General features: G+C 67.9%; 15 protein-coding genes and 1 other annotated feature. Of the genes, 6 read left to right on the top strand and 9 right to left on the bottom strand.

Going from position 1 to position 14,519, the window contains the following annotated elements; all coding sequences use genetic code 11:
• Positions 1–51: 51 nt before the first annotated feature.
• Complete coding sequence (folE, locus tag H2037_RS07940) at positions 52–666, bottom strand: GTP cyclohydrolase I FolE (protein WP_292120026.1); 615 nt, start codon at positions 664–666, stop codon at positions 52–54.
• A gap of 132 nt (positions 667–798) precedes the next feature.
• Here folE and cysS point away from each other — a divergent pair, with 132 nt between their 5' ends.
• A complete protein-coding gene (gene cysS / locus H2037_RS07945) occupies positions 799–2,208 on the top strand; it encodes a cysteine--tRNA ligase (protein ID WP_292120028.1) in 1,410 nt (469 codons plus the stop codon).
• Between the two features lie 6 nt (positions 2,209–2,214).
• On the opposite strand, the gene H2037_RS07950 is transcribed toward cysS, so the two are convergent.
• On the bottom strand, positions 2,215–3,237 hold the full coding sequence (locus H2037_RS07950) for a DNA topoisomerase IB (RefSeq protein ID WP_292120030.1): 1,023 nt from the start codon (positions 3,235–3,237) through the stop codon (positions 2,215–2,217).
• A gap of 127 nt (positions 3,238–3,364) precedes the next feature.
• Between H2037_RS07950 and rlmJ the strand changes: the two genes are divergently transcribed.
• Entirely contained in the window at positions 3,365–4,180 is an 816-nt protein-coding gene (rlmJ, locus tag H2037_RS07955) for a 23S rRNA (adenine(2030)-N(6))-methyltransferase RlmJ (protein ID WP_292120033.1), read from the top strand.
• A 29-nt stretch (positions 4,181–4,209) separates the two neighbouring features.
• Positions 4,210–4,941, top strand: a complete 732-nt coding sequence (locus H2037_RS07960; RefSeq protein WP_292120036.1) for a type 1 glutamine amidotransferase — start codon at positions 4,210–4,212, stop codon at positions 4,939–4,941.
• 69 nt (positions 4,942–5,010) lie between these two features.
• On the opposite strand, the gene H2037_RS07965 is transcribed toward H2037_RS07960, so the two are convergent.
• Positions 5,011–5,442: a hypothetical protein gene (locus H2037_RS07965; RefSeq protein ID WP_292120039.1), complete on the bottom strand. Its 432-nt coding sequence runs from the start codon at positions 5,440–5,442 to the stop codon at positions 5,011–5,013.
• 61 nt (positions 5,443–5,503) lie between these two features.
• A complete protein-coding gene (locus tag H2037_RS07970) occupies positions 5,504–6,580 on the bottom strand; it encodes a putative sulfate exporter family transporter (RefSeq protein WP_292120042.1) in 1,077 nt (358 codons plus the stop codon).
• A gap of 79 nt (positions 6,581–6,659) precedes the next feature.
• Here H2037_RS07970 and H2037_RS07975 point away from each other — a divergent pair, with 79 nt between their 5' ends.
• The gene (locus tag H2037_RS07975) at positions 6,660–7,535 is read left to right on the top strand and encodes a LysR family transcriptional regulator (RefSeq protein WP_292120046.1); all 876 of its coding nucleotides are present in this window, start codon (positions 6,660–6,662) and stop codon (positions 7,533–7,535) included.
• A 271-nt stretch (positions 7,536–7,806) separates the two neighbouring features.
• On the opposite strand, the gene H2037_RS07980 is transcribed toward H2037_RS07975, so the two are convergent.
• Positions 7,807–7,998, bottom strand: a complete 192-nt coding sequence (locus H2037_RS07980) for a hypothetical protein (protein WP_292120049.1) — start codon at positions 7,996–7,998, stop codon at positions 7,807–7,809.
• Positions 7,995–8,876 carry an oxygen-dependent coproporphyrinogen oxidase gene (gene hemF, locus H2037_RS07985; protein ID WP_292120052.1) on the bottom strand — a complete coding sequence of 294 codons (882 nt, stop codon included), beginning with the start codon at positions 8,874–8,876 and terminating at the stop codon, positions 7,995–7,997. The genes H2037_RS07980 and hemF overlap by 4 nt, the downstream gene beginning before the upstream one ends.
• A 146-nt stretch (positions 8,877–9,022) precedes the next feature.
• Between hemF and H2037_RS07990 the strand changes: the two genes are divergently transcribed.
• The gene (locus tag H2037_RS07990; RefSeq protein WP_292120055.1) at positions 9,023–10,279 is read left to right on the top strand and encodes a dipeptidase; all 1,257 of its coding nucleotides are present in this window, start codon (positions 9,023–9,025) and stop codon (positions 10,277–10,279) included.
• A gap of 45 nt (positions 10,280–10,324) precedes the next feature.
• Positions 10,325–10,386: a sequence feature (sul1 is cis-regulatory element that is thought to sense ions involved in sulfur or methionine metabolism; They are found in Alphaproteobacteria), on the top strand.
• A gap of 61 nt (positions 10,387–10,447) precedes the next feature.
• Complete coding sequence (locus H2037_RS07995; RefSeq protein ID WP_292120058.1) at positions 10,448–11,923, top strand: SulP family inorganic anion transporter; 1,476 nt, start codon at positions 10,448–10,450, stop codon at positions 11,921–11,923.
• Between the two features lie 203 nt (positions 11,924–12,126).
• Here H2037_RS07995 and H2037_RS08000 read toward each other — a convergent pair whose 3' ends face one another.
• From H2037_RS08000 to H2037_RS08010, 3 genes are all read right to left on the bottom strand, one after another.
• The gene (locus H2037_RS08000; protein ID WP_292120060.1) at positions 12,127–13,698 is read right to left on the bottom strand and encodes an EAL domain-containing protein; all 1,572 of its coding nucleotides are present in this window, start codon (positions 13,696–13,698) and stop codon (positions 12,127–12,129) included.
• 82 nt (positions 13,699–13,780) lie between these two features.
• Complete coding sequence (locus H2037_RS08005; RefSeq protein ID WP_292120062.1) at positions 13,781–14,218, bottom strand: flagellar basal-body protein FlbY; 438 nt, start codon at positions 14,216–14,218, stop codon at positions 13,781–13,783.
• Positions 14,215–14,517, bottom strand: a complete 303-nt coding sequence (locus H2037_RS08010; protein WP_292120065.1) for a rod-binding protein — start codon at positions 14,515–14,517, stop codon at positions 14,215–14,217. The genes H2037_RS08005 and H2037_RS08010 overlap by 4 nt, the downstream gene beginning before the upstream one ends.
• Positions 14,518–14,519 lie beyond the last annotated feature (2 nt).

Here is a 14,519-nt window from a genome sequence, read left to right on the forward strand (position 1 = left end):
TCTAAACGTTCTGGCGTTCCGGAACGTCAATTACCCGCGACAGGCGAGGGCTCAGGCCTTCGCCAGCTTCAGAAAACGGTCCATCAGGGCCGGATCGTCCTTGAAGGCGCCGGTGAAACGGGTGGTGATGGTCGAAACGTGCCGGTGGTGCACCCCGCGCGTGGTCATGCACTGATGTTCGGCGTCCACCAGCACCGCCACGCCGCGCGGCTGCAGGTGCGATTCGATGGCGTCGATGATGTCGTTGGTCAGGGTTTCCTGATTCTGCAGCCGCCGGGCGAAGATCTCGACCACCCGCGCCAGCTTGGAGATGCCGACCACCTTCTCGCCGGGCAGATAGGCGACATAGGCCTTGCCCAGGAAGGGGGCCATGTGGTGCTCGCAGTGGCTCTCCACCTCGATGTCGCGCAGGATGACCATGTCGTCATAGCCGGTCACGTCCTCGAAGGTGCGCGACAGCTCCTTGGCCGCGTCGGCCTCATAGCCGTCGAACCATTCCCCGTAAGCGTCCACCACCCGTTTGGGCGTGTCGATCAGGCCCGGCCGGTCCGGATTGTCGCCGGCCCAGGCGATCAGGGTCCGCACGGCCTCCAGCGCCTGTTCGCGGCTGGGACGCTGCACACTTTCGTCGCTGACGAGGACGGGCTTGGCGGGGATGACGCTCATGAAACTCGATTTTCCGGCCGGGGCGGGCGGGTCGCCCGGTTTACCTTCTACAATCCGTCGGGACTGTATATCAGGCCGCTATATGGGACGGACCCTCCGTCCCGCAAGAAAACCCGCTGAAGACTCTCTCCCATGCCGCTGCACATCCATGACACCCTGCGCCGTGAAAAGCGCGCGTTCGAACCCCGCGATCCGAACCGGGTGACCCTCTATGTCTGCGGCCCGACGGTCTATGACTACGCGCATATCGGCAACGCCCGCCCGCCGGTGGTGTTCGACGTCCTCGTCCGGCTGCTGCGTCGGACCTATGGGGCGGACAAGGTTCTCTACGCCCGCAACGTCACCGACGTGGACGACAAGATCAATCAGAAGGCCGCGCGCGAGGGCGTGCCCATCGGCGAGGTCACGGCCCGCTACGAGGCCGCCTACCTGGCCGACATGGGCCTGCTGAACGTCTCGCCGCCCGACATCGCGCCGCACGTCACCGACTATATCCCGGCCATCGTCGACCAGATCCAGGCCATCGTCGACGCCGGCTGCGCCTATGCGGCGGAAGGTCATGTCCTGTTCGACGTCTCGTCCTACAAGGCCTACGGCGCCCTGTCGGGCCGGAACCTGGACGACATGATCGCCGGCGCCCGGGTCGAGGTCGCCCCCTACAAGAAGAACCCACACGACTTCGTCCTGTGGAAACCGTCCAAGCCGGACGAGCCGTCCTGGCCGTCGCCCTGGGGCGAGGGGCGTCCCGGTTGGCACATCGAATGCTCGGCCATGATCGAACAGACCCTGGGCCTGCCGATCGACATCCACGGCGGCGGCATCGACCTGGTCTTCCCCCACCACGAAAACGAGATCGCCCAGGGAGTCTGCGCCCACGGCCATGCGCATGGCGAAGACGCGCATGAGGAATACGCCCGCTACTGGATGCACAACGGCTTCCTGACCGTGGACGCCGAGAAGATGTCCAAGTCCATCGGCAATGTCCTGCTGCTGCACGACCTGGTCCAGGCCATGCCGGGCGAGGTCGTCCGCTGGGCGCTGCTGTCGGCCCACTATCGTCAGCCGCTGGACTGGAACCAGGGCCTGCTGGATCAGTCGAAGAAGTCGCTGGACCGGCTGTACGGCGCCCTGCACCGATCCAGCGGTGTCGAGGTTCTGGATCTCGATCCGCCTTTCGATTTCCTGAAATCCATTGAGGACGACCTGAACACCCCCGGCGCCATGGCCAGCCTGTTCGCCCTGTCCAGCGAGATCGAGCGCGGCATGACCGCCGGTGATCTGGACGCTGTGGCTCAGGCCCGCGCCCGCCTGATCGCCTGCGCCTCCATCCTCGGCGTGCTTCAGTCCGACCCGGCCGCCTGGCTGGAAGGCGACGTCTCCGACGCCCTGCGCGTCGAGGTCGAAGCCCTGCTGGAGCAACGAGCCGCCGCCCGCGCCGCCAAGGACTGGCCCGAGGCCGACCGCATCCGCGACCGCCTCAACGAACTGAACGTCGTCGTCATGGACGGCCCCGACGGCGCCACCTGGCGGATGAAGGGCTAGGGGTCATCACCCGGCGATCAACAACCGGATCAACGCCTTCTCGAACCCCTTGGCGTCCGGTCCCGGAAGGGCGGTCTTCAGTTCGCCGCTCTCGTACAGGGCCATCACCTTCGGATGGACATAGGAGGCGCGGCAAACCGTCGGCGTATTGCCCAGCAGGCCCGCCACCGCCTTGACGCAGACGGTGATCTTGCGTTTCGCGTCGGTGGGCGAGGTCGGCGGCTCCATCTCCCGCAGAGCCCGCGCGGCCGACACCGTCCCGGCCCAGGTGCGGAAATCCTTGGCCGAGAACTGCTCGCCCATGGCCGCGCGGATATAGGCGTTCACATCGTCCGAGGTTACCGGGCACAGGTCGCCGTCGGCCGTGCGATATTTGAACAGATGCTGGCCCGGCAGGTCCTCCAGCGCCCGCACCACCCGCGCCAGCCGCCGGTCGCGGATGCTGACCCGGTGATCCTTGCCGCTCTTGCCCCGGAACTCGAACGTCAGGGCCGCCCCGTCCACCTCCAGATGCCGCTTGTTCAGGGTGGTCAGCCCATAGCTGCGGTTTTCCTTGGCGTAGGCGGCGTTGCCGACCCGGATCAGGGTGATCTCCAGCAGGCGCACGGCCGTCGCCAGCACCTTGGCTTTCACCGGCCCCCTCAGGTTCAGGTCATGCTCGACCTGGGCGCGCAACTTGGGCAGGGCGCGGGAAAAGGCCGGCAGCTTGTCGAACTTGGTCTCGGACCGGGCCGCGCTCCAGTCGTTGTGATAGCGATACTGTTTGCGCCCCTTCACGTCCCGGCCCGTCGCCTGGATATGGCCGTTGGCCCTGGGGCAGATCCAGACGTCGGTCCAGGCGGGCGGAATGGCCAGGGCGCGGATACGGTCCAGCACCTTGGGATCCTTGATCGCCTGCCCCTTGGCGTCGCGATAGGACCACCCCTTGCCGGCCCGGCGGCGGCGGATGCCGGCCTGTTCGTCGCTGCACCAGCTCAGACCCTGCGGAACCTCGACGGCCGTCTCGAAGCCCTGCGATCCGTCCGCCATGGCCGCTGCCCTTTTCAAAGGTCTTTCAGCCACTTGCCTCAGACCCGCACCGAACGCGGCGCGACGGTTCCGGGTTCCGGTGACGGGTTCCGCTTGACCCCGCGCCCCCGCCGCGACACGAGGCGGGATGAATTATCGCCACAGCTTCCACGCCGGAAACTTCGCCGACCTGGTCAAACACGCCCTGGTCCTGTGGCTGGTCCAGACGCTTCAGGCGCGTGGCCCCCTGACCGTGCTCGACACCCACGCCGGGGCGGGCCTGTACGATCTGTCGGGCGACGCGGCCCGGTCCAAGGAGGCCGAGGCCGGGGTGGCGCGGCTGATGACGGCCCAGGGCCGGCCCCCGCTGCTGGACGCCCTGGCTGAGCGGGTCGCGGCGACCAATCCCGACGGCGGCGCCCGCTTCTATCCCGGTTCGCCCCTGCTGATCGCCGACGCCCTGGGGGCGGGTGGCCGCTATGTCGGCTTCGAGCTGAACCCGCCCGTCCGCGCCCTGTTGGACCAGGCCCTGGCCGACCGCCCGAACGCCCAGGCGCGCGAGGGCGACGGCTACGCCCTGGCGGCGGCCGAGGCCGCGCGGCTCAAGGCCCCCCTGATCCTGATCGACCCCCCGTTCGAAAAGCCCGACGACTATGTCCGCTCCGCCGAGACGGCCCTGACGGTCATCCAGCGCGATCCGACCGCGACCGTGGCGATCTGGACCCCGCTGAAGGATCTGGAGACCTTCGACGCCTTCACCCGGCGGCTGGAGGGCAGGGCCGGTCCGACCCTGGTGGCCGAGGCCCGCCTGCGCCCCCTGACCAATCCGATGAAAATGAACGGCTGCGCCCTGGTGATCGTCAATCCGCCGCCGGGCGCCGAGGCGGCGGCGCAACAGGTCTGCGCCTGGGTCGCCAACAGCCTGGGCGATCCGGGCGGCAAGGCTGAAATCTGGTCCTTCTGATCGGCGCGCGCCGCCCCTATGTTGATCCCATGACCCGTATCGCCATTCTCGAAACCGGCCATCCTCCCGATGATCTGAAGGACAGTTTCGACGACTACCCCGCCCGGTTCCGCGCCCTGTTGGGTGAAAACGTCCCCACCACCCGGTTCGACGTCCAGTCGGGCCATCTGCCGTCCGACCCGACCGCCTTCCAGGGGGTGATCGTCACCGGCTCGGCCGCCGGCGTCTATGACGACCTGCCGTGGATTCCCCAGCTGATCGACTGGCTGCGCGACGCGCGAGGCCGGACCCGGCTCGTCGGCATCTGTTTCGGTCATCAGGTCCTGGCCCACGCCTTCGGCGGGGCGGTCGAGAAGTCGGACAAGGGCTGGGGCGTCGGCCTGCACCGCTACGACGTCCACGGGACCGAGCCCTGGATGCACCCCCGCGCCCGCACCCTCGCCATTCCGGTCTCGCATCAGGACCAGGTGACGGCCATATCGCCCGACGCCCGCGTCATCGCCTCCAGCGGATTCACCCCCTACGCCGGTCTGGCCTGGGGTCAGGACGCCATGTCCTTCCAGTGCCACCCGGAGTTTCAGCCCGAATACGCCGCCGCCCTGGTTCAGGTCCGGCGCGGCTCGCGCATCCCCGAACCCCTGGCCGACGCCGCCCTCGACAGCCTGAACCGCCCCAACGACCGCGCCGTCCTCACCGCCTGGATCCGCGCCTTCCTGCTGCTGACCCCGCCCCCGGTGGAAGAGCAGGGCAGCGGAATTTGATCTTCTTATCGATCTGAACGTCTGAGGTCAGCGCGTGAACCAACACGCGCTTCAAACCCATTGCGGATGTCAGGCCGACATCGTCTGGGCCGTTTCGTAGGCTTGGAGCATTTCACTTTCCCGGTTCGTCGGGCCGATGTCGATGATAGCGACATGCTCCAAGCGCACGGTGGGGTGATGTGCGGTGAAACCGGCGAACCAGAACGTCTCTGTGAGCGGTTCGTCGTCATGCCATGTCGTCATTACAAACAGGTCGTCTGGGATGTCGTCGAGGTCAACTACAGAGAGATTCGCCCAATCGACGCTATCGTCCCACGAACTGCACTCTACCCCCCAAGCCATCATGTAGCGGCAGCCTGACTTGACGAGCCACTCGCTTACCCGGCTCTGCCAGTCGTCGGACACAGCGTTTTCAAGCACGAGGACGGCTCGAAACGGTCCGGCCTCTCCCATCAAAGGGAGCTCCGCTTCAGGCGGCAAATGGACGTAGCTCACAGACATGCCACCTCCCAGTATCATGCAACCGGTCAGGCTTTCCACAGACCGTCGGCGTGTAGGTGATCTAAACCCCCAGCACCGCGATCAACCCCAGGCTCATCCCCACCAGCGCCGCCAGCGACAGCACCACGGCCGCCACCACCCGCCCGCCGGCTCGCGCCACCGCCCGTATGTCGGTCTGCAGCCCCAGGGCCGCCATGGCCGCCACCGTCAGCAGGCCGGACGCCCCCGCCATCGGCGCCAGCGCCGCCTGCGGGATCAGGTCCAGGTTCCTCAGCGCGATCATCGCCAGAAAGCCGACGATGAACCACGGCAGCAGCCGGTGCAGACCCGGCCCCTTCGCCCCCGCCGCCCGCTCCCGGAAAATCACCGACAGGACCAGAATCACCGGCCCCAGCATCAGCACCCGCGCCAGCTTGACCACCGTGCCCGTCTGGGTCGCCACCGCCCCGAGCGGCGCGGCGGCCGCCAGCACCTGCGGCACGGCGTATACGGTCAGCCCCGCCAGGGCGCCGAACTGCAGCCCGCTCATCGACATCAGTCCGCCTAGCAGCGGCAGGGTCAGCACGACCACCACCCCCAGCACGGCCGTGAAGGCGATGGAGGCCGCCACCTCTTCCCCATCGGCGTCGATCACCGGGGCCACGGCGGCGATGGCGGAGTTGCCGCAGATGGCGTTGCCGCACGCGACCAGCAGGGCCATGCGCGGGTTCAATCCGAGCAGACGCCCGATCCCGAACCCGGCCAATATGGCGGCGGCCACCAGGGCGAGGATCCCGGCCACGAAACCCAACCCCAGCGACGACAGGGTCGCCGCACTGACCGAGGCGCCCAGCAGGACCACCGCGACCTCCAGCAGGATCTTGGCGCTGAAATCGATCCCGACCCTGAACCGGGCGTCGGGCGCCCAGACCGTCCGCACCCCCGCGCCTAGCAGTATGGCCAGGACCAGGGGCTCCAGCCAGGCCTTGCCCATCGCCTCGTGTTCAAGACCGCCCAGCCCGACCGCCGCCAGGGCGACCATCAGGCTCATCATCAGGCCGGGCCAGACCGCGCGGCCGAACGCCGCCAGCCGCTCGCTCAGCCTCACGGGGCGGGGCAGGGGCGGCGTCAAAACGACGGCAGGGGCGGCGGTCTTCATGGTCCAGCTTGGTGCGCCGGGCCTCGACCGGCGTCCAACGGATTGTTATGGTCATTTCAATCCGATTTTGAGATCGATTATGACCCTGGAACGCCTCCGCATCTTCGTCGCCGTCGCCGAGCGCCAGCATGTGACGGCGGCGGCGCGGGCGCTGAACCTGACCCAGTCGGCGGTGTCCAACGCCATCGCGGCGCTTGAGGCCGAGCACGACGTCCATCTGTTCGACCGGGTCGGGCGGGGCGTCGTGCTGAATTCGACGGGCGAGGCCTTCCTGCCCGAGGCCCGGGCGGTCCTGGCTAGGGCGGCGGCGGCCGAGGCGGCGCTGGCGGACATGAGCGCCCTGCGGCGCGGCCGTCTGGCGGTCTTCGCCAGCCAGACCATCGCCTCCTACTGGCTGCCGCGTCGCCTGGTGGCCTTCCACGCCGCCCATCCGGGCATCGAACTGGACGTCCAGATCGGCAATACGCGCGAGGCCGCCGCCGCTGTCCTGGCCGGCGCCGCCGAGATCGGCCTGGTCGAAGGGACTGTGGACGAAACCGCGCTGGAACAGAGCCGGATCGGCTCGGACCGCCTCGCCGTCGTGGTCACGCCCGATCATCCCTGGGCGGGGCTGCGCCGGCTGTCGGCGCACGACCTGGCCTCATCGCCCTGGGTGCTGCGCGAACACGGCTCGGGCACCCGTTCGACGCTGGAAGAGGCGGTGCGTCAGGCTGGGGTCGATCCCGCCGACCTGCCTGTCGCCATGACCCTGCCGTCGAACGAAGCCGTCCTCGCGGCGGCCGAGGCCGGGGCCGGCGCCACCGCCCTGTCCGAAAGCGTCGCCTACGCCTCGGTCGCCGCCGGCCGTCTGGTCAGCGTGGCCTTCGCCCTGCCGGAACGCCCCTTCCGCCTGCTGCGCCACGCCGAACGCTATCGCAGCCGCGCGGGGGACGCCTTTATCGCAGCGATGGGCTGAGAGGGGGAGGGATTTGCCCTCCTAATTCCATGCAACCGCCCTTTGAATTATCGGGTGATTTCAGAAAATCCCGACCATCGACCCAACACGCCTCCCAGCGGGATTAGAATGCGTATCGGGTCTTTGAAAATCGAAGCAAAAGAAGGCGCGCGAAATTGCACTCTTTTGCATATTGCACTGTTTTCGGGCTGTGCAAGTGCAATTTGGGGGCGCGGTTTCAAGGGCGGGTGCACGCCCGAGTTTCAGACTATTCAGACTGTCTTTTTTTCGCTCAGAGCCCGAACCGTGGAAACACGAACCGCTCCAGCAACAGGGACGCCGCGAAATAGAAGCCGATCACCACGAACAGCGTCAGCGGGATATCCGGCTGTTTCGCCAGGGTCAGATAGACGCCGTACAGCACCCCGAACAGCACCGAGGTCGCCAGCGGGCGCAGCAGGATTTTCGCGAGGGGGGATTTCACGGCCATTTCACCATCGGGGGCATGGAGCTGAGGATCGAATCGACGTTGCCGCCGGTCTTTAGGCCGAACATCGTGCCACGATCGTACAGCAGGTTGAACTCCACGTATCGGCCGCGCCGCACCAGCTGCTCCTCGCGCTCCTCGATCGTCCAGGGCTCGGCCATCCGGCCCGCCACGATCCTCGGATAGACGTCCAGGAAGGCCAGGCCCACGTCGCGGGTGAAGGCGAAGTCCCGGTCGTGGTCGCCGCTGTCGTGGTGGTCGTAGAAGATCCCGCCGGTGCCGCGCGGCTCCTGCCGATGCGGCAGGTAGAAATACTCGTCGCACCACGCCTTGTATTTCGCGTGCCACTCCGGGTCATGGGCGTCGCAGGCGGCCTTCATCGCGGCATGGAAGGCCAGGGTGTCCGGGTGATCCTGCCGCCGATCCGCCGCCAGCACCGGCGTCAGGTCGCCCCCGCCGCCGAACCAGCTCTGGGTCGTGGCGATGAAGCGGGTGTTCATGTGGACGGCCGGCACACGCGGGCTGACCGGATGGCAGATCAGGCTGATCCCGGTGGCGAAGAAGCGGGGATCCTCGGCCGCGCCGGGCACGGTCTTGGCGTAGTCGGCTGGGAATGTTCCGTGCACGGTCGAAACGTGCACGCCGACCTTCTCGAACAGCCGCCCGTGCATCATCCCCATCACCCCGCCGCCGCCTTCGGGCCGGGTCCAGGGCGTCCGCACGAACCGCCCCGGCTCCCCCGGAAACAGATCCTCCGGAGCCGCATCCTCCAGCGCCTCGAACGCCGCATGGATACGGTCGCGCAGATGCTCGAACCAGGCGCGGGTCTCGACCTTCTTCAGGTCGAGCGGATCGGAATAGGCGGCGTCGCTCATGCGCCTCTCCTAGCCCCTCGTCCCCCGACCGGGAAACCTCTTCCTTCTCCCCTTGCGGGAGAAGGTGGGCCCGAAGGGCTCGGATGAGGGGTTGTCTGCCGCCTTGCGTCTGTCAGTGTGCGCTCCGAAAATCAGGGAGCCGCATCATGATCCGCCATCTGCTCGCCGGGGCCGCCGTCGCCGCCTTCGCCACCGCCGCGAACGCCCACGCCCCGGCCCAATCGGCTAACGAGGCCCGCGTGATGGAGATCCTGAAGACCACCCCCCTGATCGACGGCCATAACGACCTGCCCTGGGCCCTGCGCCAGAAGTACGGCAACGACGTCTACGCCGTGGACCTGACCACCGACCTGGAAGCCACGACCCCGCTTCACACCGACATCGCCCGCCTGCGCGCCGGCGGCGTCGGCGGCCAGTTCTGGTCGGTCTATGTCCCCGCCAGCCTGACGCCGCTGGAGGCGGTCGAGGAGACCTTCGAACAGATCGACACGGCCAAACGGATCATCGCCGCCCACCCGGACGTCTTCGGCCTGGCCACGACGGCGGACGAGGTCGAGGCGGTCTTCGCCTCGGGCCGCATCGCCAGCCTGATCGGCATGGAGGGCGGCTATTCGATCGACGATTCCCTGGCCCTGCTGCGCGAGTTCCATCGCGCCGGCGCCCGCTACATGACCCTGACCCATTCCAAGACCACGACCTGGGCCGACAGCGCGACCGACGCCCCGAAATGGGGCGGGCTGAACCCGTTCGGCGAGGCTGTGGTCAAGGAGATGAACCGCCTGGGCATGATGGTGGACCTCAGCCACGTGTCCGAGGACACCATGCTGGACGCCATGCGGGTGTCCGACGCCCCGGTCATCTTCTCCCACTCCTCGGCGCGGGCGATCACGGCCCATCCGCGCAACGTGCCCGACCGGGTGCTGCGGATGATGCCGGAAGACGGCGGGATCGTGATGATCAATCTAGCCCCCGGCTTCGTCTCCGAACGGGTCCGCGCCTGGAACGCCGACCGCGCGGGCGAGGAGGAGCGGCTGAAGACCCTGAACCCCGGCGATCCAACCGCCGTCGAGTCCGGCCTGACGGCCTGGAACCAGGCCCACCCCACGCCGCAGGCGACCCAGGCCGACGTGGTCGCCCATATCCAGCACGTGCGTCAGGTCGCGGGGATCGACCACGTCGGCCTGGGCGCCGACTTCGACGGCATCGGCAGCCTTCCCGAAGGCATGACCGGCGTCGACGCCTATCCCCGCATCCTGGCGGCCCTGATGGACGCCGGCTGGACCGAGGCCGACATCCGCAAGATCGCCGGCGAGAATCTGCTGCGGGTCATGCGCGCCGTCGAGGCGACGGCCGCCGCCAAGGCCGATGAGAGACCGTCGCTGGCGAGACTCACCGCCTCATAGGCGGCTTGCCTTTCGGGCCGGGACCGGGCATCAGGCGGCCCTCACCTCGGACCCGGCCTGTTTGAAGCGTCGGGTGGCTATCCCGGCCGCCGATCCGCCGGGAAACCCGCCGCAGACGATCCATGGCCGTGCGCCCAGGTCGGTGTCGGCAGACCCCAGCTGAACCTCATGTCCCTCATCGCCTCCGCGCGCCAGCAGTGGCTCGCCAATCCTCGTCGCGACCTGCTGGCGGGCACCGTCGTCGCCCTGGCTCTGATCCCCGAGGCCATCGCCTTTTCGATCATCGCCGGGGTCGATCCGGCCGTCGGTCTGTACGCCAGCGTCGTCATCGCGGTGACCATCGCCTTCGTCGGCGGGCGTCCGGCCATGATCTCGGCCGCCACTGGGGCCATGGCCCTGCTGATGGTCGGCCTGGTCCGCGACCACGGCCTGGAATATCTGTTCGCCGCCTCGCTGCTGTGCGGCGTCTTCCAGATCGTCATCGGCCTGCTGAAGCTGGGCCGCTATATCCGCTATGTCTCCAAGTCGGTGATGACGGGTTTCGTCAACGCCCTGGCCATCCTAATCTTCCTGGCCCAGATGCCCGAACTGATCGGCGCAGGCCTGCCGACCTACGCCCTGGTGGCGGCGGCCCTGGCGGTCATCTACGGCTTCCCGCGCCTGACCAGGGCCGTGCCGTCGCCCCTGGTCGCCATCGTCCTGATCAGCGCCTTCGTCATGATCACGGGCCTCGACGTCCGCACCGTCGGCGACATGGGCCAGATGCCGTCGACCCTTCCGGTCTTCCACCTGCCGGCGGTCCCCCTGACCTGGCAGACGCTGACGATCATCGCCCCGGTCTCGGCCACCCTGGCCTTCGTCGGCCTGCTGGAAAGCCTGCTGACCGCCAATCTGCTGGACGACGTCACCGACACTCCATCCGACAAGGACCGCGAGACGCGCGGCCAGGGCATCGCCAACATCCTGTCGCCCCTGTTCGGCGGCATGGCCGGCTGCGCCATGATCGGCCAGTCGATGATCAATGTGACCTCCGGGGCGCGCGGGCGGCTGTCGACCCTGTGGGCCGGCCTGTTCCTGCTGTTCCTGATCCTGGTGCTGCGCGACTGGGTGGCGCGCATCCCGATGGCGGCCTTGGTGGCGGTCATGATCATGGTCTCGATCGGCACCTTCGACTGGGGATCGGTGCTGAAGATCCGCGCCGTCCCCTTCCAGTCGTCCCTGGTGATGATCGCCACCACCGTGACGGTGGTCGTCACCCATGACCTGTCCAAGGGGGTGATGCTGGGGGTGCTGCTGTCGGCGGTCTTCTTCATGCGCAAGGTCGCCAAGACCCTGACGGTGCGCGAGATCGAGGTGCCCGAGCCCGGCGCCGTTCGCTACGTCGTCCAGGGTCAGCTCTTCTTCGGATCCGCCGGCCTGTTCGCCGCCAGCTTCGAGCACCACGGTCATCCGACGCGGGTCGAGATCGACATGGCCGACGCCCATCTGTGGGACGTCACCGGCGCGGCGGCTCTGGACAAGGTGATCGCCCGTTACCGGCGACAGGGCGCCGAGGTGATCGTGTCAGGCCTGAAGACCGCCAGTCCCGCGCTCGCCAGTTCCGGACATCCGGGCCAGGCCTCCGCTGCGCCCGGTCACGCCTGAGTTCCGCTGAAACTAGAAGGCCAGGGCCGCGCTGACGTACGCCACGCCGGACACCATGGCCCACACCGCCACGCCCGCAGCGACCATCGCCAGAACCTTTCCGCACTTCGCCATAATCAACCCTCCGAATGATCAGCACCCCGACAACGCGGGTATGTAGATTCGGATGCGGACGGAAAGCGGCGGCCGCTGATTTCGGCGGCTCAGCCCCAGGCTTCGACGGCGCCGCGACGACGTACGGGGGCCGCGCTGGCCAGCTGGGTGCGGGGTTCGGCCTCGGCGCGGCCGAACAACCAGCCCTGACCATATTCGACGCCCAGGGTCTTCAGTTCCCCCACGACGGATTCGGTCTCGATCATCTCGGCGATGGTCTCGAGCTTCAGCGAACGGCTCAGCTCGACGATGTTGCGCACCAGGTTGCGGACCACGTCGTCGGTCTCGAGATCCTGGATCAGGGCGCCGTCGATCTTGACGGCGTCGACCGACAGCTTGCGCAGATAGTCGTAGGAGGCGGCGCCGGAGCCGAAGTCGTCGATACAGACCTTGATGCCCGCATCCCGCAGGGCGGCCAGGCGCCGGTTGGCCGCCTCGATGTCCGCCAGGGCCGAGGTCTCGGTGATCTCGACGATCAGCCGCTTGCGCTCGGTCGGAGACCCCGCGGTCAACTGCAACAGCTGCTCGACATAGGTGTCGTCGCCCAACGAGGCGCCGGACACATTGATCGCCATCTTCAGCAGACCGGCGCCGGGCGCGCGCATCCGCTTCAGCACCTTCTCGGCGACGGCCAGATCGAAGGATTCGATCAGGTCCAGTTCCTCGGCCATGCGGATGGCGTTGGCGGGACCGCTGTTGGAGTTGAAGCGGGCCAGGGCTTCGAAATGGTGGACCGAGCGCGTGCCGAGGTGAACGATCGGCTGGTAATGGACCTGGAACTCGCGCGACTTGACCACGCTGCGGAAGGCCTCTGCATCGCGGAAGGTGCGTTTCAGCGACTCGGAGAAGGCGATCTGCGGATTGGCGAGGCCGTCGTCCTTCAGGCAGCCTTCGATGGCGAACCGCATGGCCCGCAGCACGCAAAGACTGTCCGCGCCCTCGGGCACAGTGGAATGGAAGGATTCGGCGTCCAGATGGACGCCCTCGGCCCGACCGGCCTCGACCACCTCGGCGGCCAGGTCGCGCATATCGCTGCTGGGGCGCAGCAGGGCGAAACGCTCCGGCGTGATCTGCGCGGCCGAAGAGCCCTGGGCCGCGGCCGATTGAAGCGTGGCCTCGATGCGGCGGTGCACCTTTTCGGCGACTTCGCCCGCCAGGTCTTCCAGGCCACGAATATCGAGGAACGCCAGGGACAGGCCCGGCGCGACATCGACCACGCGCACGGCGTCGGCCAGGAAGGTTTCTGCGTCGACCAGGGGGGCGGTCTCGATGTCCGCCACCGCGATGGCAGGGCCCTCGTACGCGATGGAACAGGAGATGGACGGGGCCAGCTGGGGCAGGATGAAGGCGCGAAGCGAAGCGCGCCGCACCCGGTCCGGTCCAGCCATGACCAGAATCTGCGTGGCAGGGCTGCGGGCGCCCGGCTTGGCGGCCAGCAGGGCGTGCAGGACGGCGTCGCCCTCATGAAGAAGGGACGCGAGCGGTTTGCCGGTCCACAGGGCGCCGACGTCCGATCCTGGCTTGGGACCGGCGCCGAGCGCGAATGCGACCCGACCTTCGGCGTCAATTTCGACCAACGCATCGGAGGATGCGAAGGCCAGACCGAGAAGGCGAGCAGTCATCGACATGCCGACAGCATGCATGGCGGCGCTTAAAAAATCGGCAACAAGGAATAGGACTCTGCGCCGGAATGATATTCCGGGCTCAGGCCTTGCGGTTGAAGGCCACCGCGCGGCCGTCGCCCAGCGCGGCGCGGCCGTCGGCGGCATAGGCCGAGGCCGGGGTTCGGGCGGCCGCGACCTCGTGGGCGATGGCGCGGACCAGTCCTTCGGAAATCTTGCGGGCGGCCTCGACCGCGCTGGCGTGCCGGGACAGGACGGCCTCAAAGGCGCGCGTGGCCTCGATCAGCGCCGTCCGGTCGGCCGCCGGAGCGGCCGCCAGAAGCTTGGGATCGGCCTTCACATGACCGGAATCGCGGCGATAGAGATTGGCCATCTCCTGGGTCTCGGCCAGGCTGGCTGCGACCGCCTGGGGACGGCCTTCCTGGAAGGCGCGCGTCTCGACGGCCAGACGTTCGGTCAGGCGACGGGTCAGGTCGAGCAGTTGGCGCGTCCGCGCGCCGGCGAGTTCCGATTCGCTCATTGGGCCGTCTCCTGCATCTTCAGCATCTCGTTCATCACCGGCGCAGCCAGGCCGATGCCGCCCGCCGAGACGGTCTTCTTGGCTATTTCGTCCAGCATGAAGCTGCGCCAGGTCGCCTCGGCCTGGCCGCCGCCGAACAGCCCGTCCGTGGACAGGCCTTCGAACATCGGCTTCAGCATCTGGGAAATGAAGGAGGCCTCGAAGGCTTCGGCGGTCTGCTTGATCTTGTCGCCGGACGCGCCCGTCGCGGGGGTCGGGACGGGGCGGGTCAGGTCGGGCGAGACGGTCAGGTCGCTCATGA

This window comes from Brevundimonas sp. (assembly GCF_013912065.1).
Taxonomy (GTDB): domain Bacteria; phylum Pseudomonadota; class Alphaproteobacteria; order Caulobacterales; family Caulobacteraceae; genus Brevundimonas.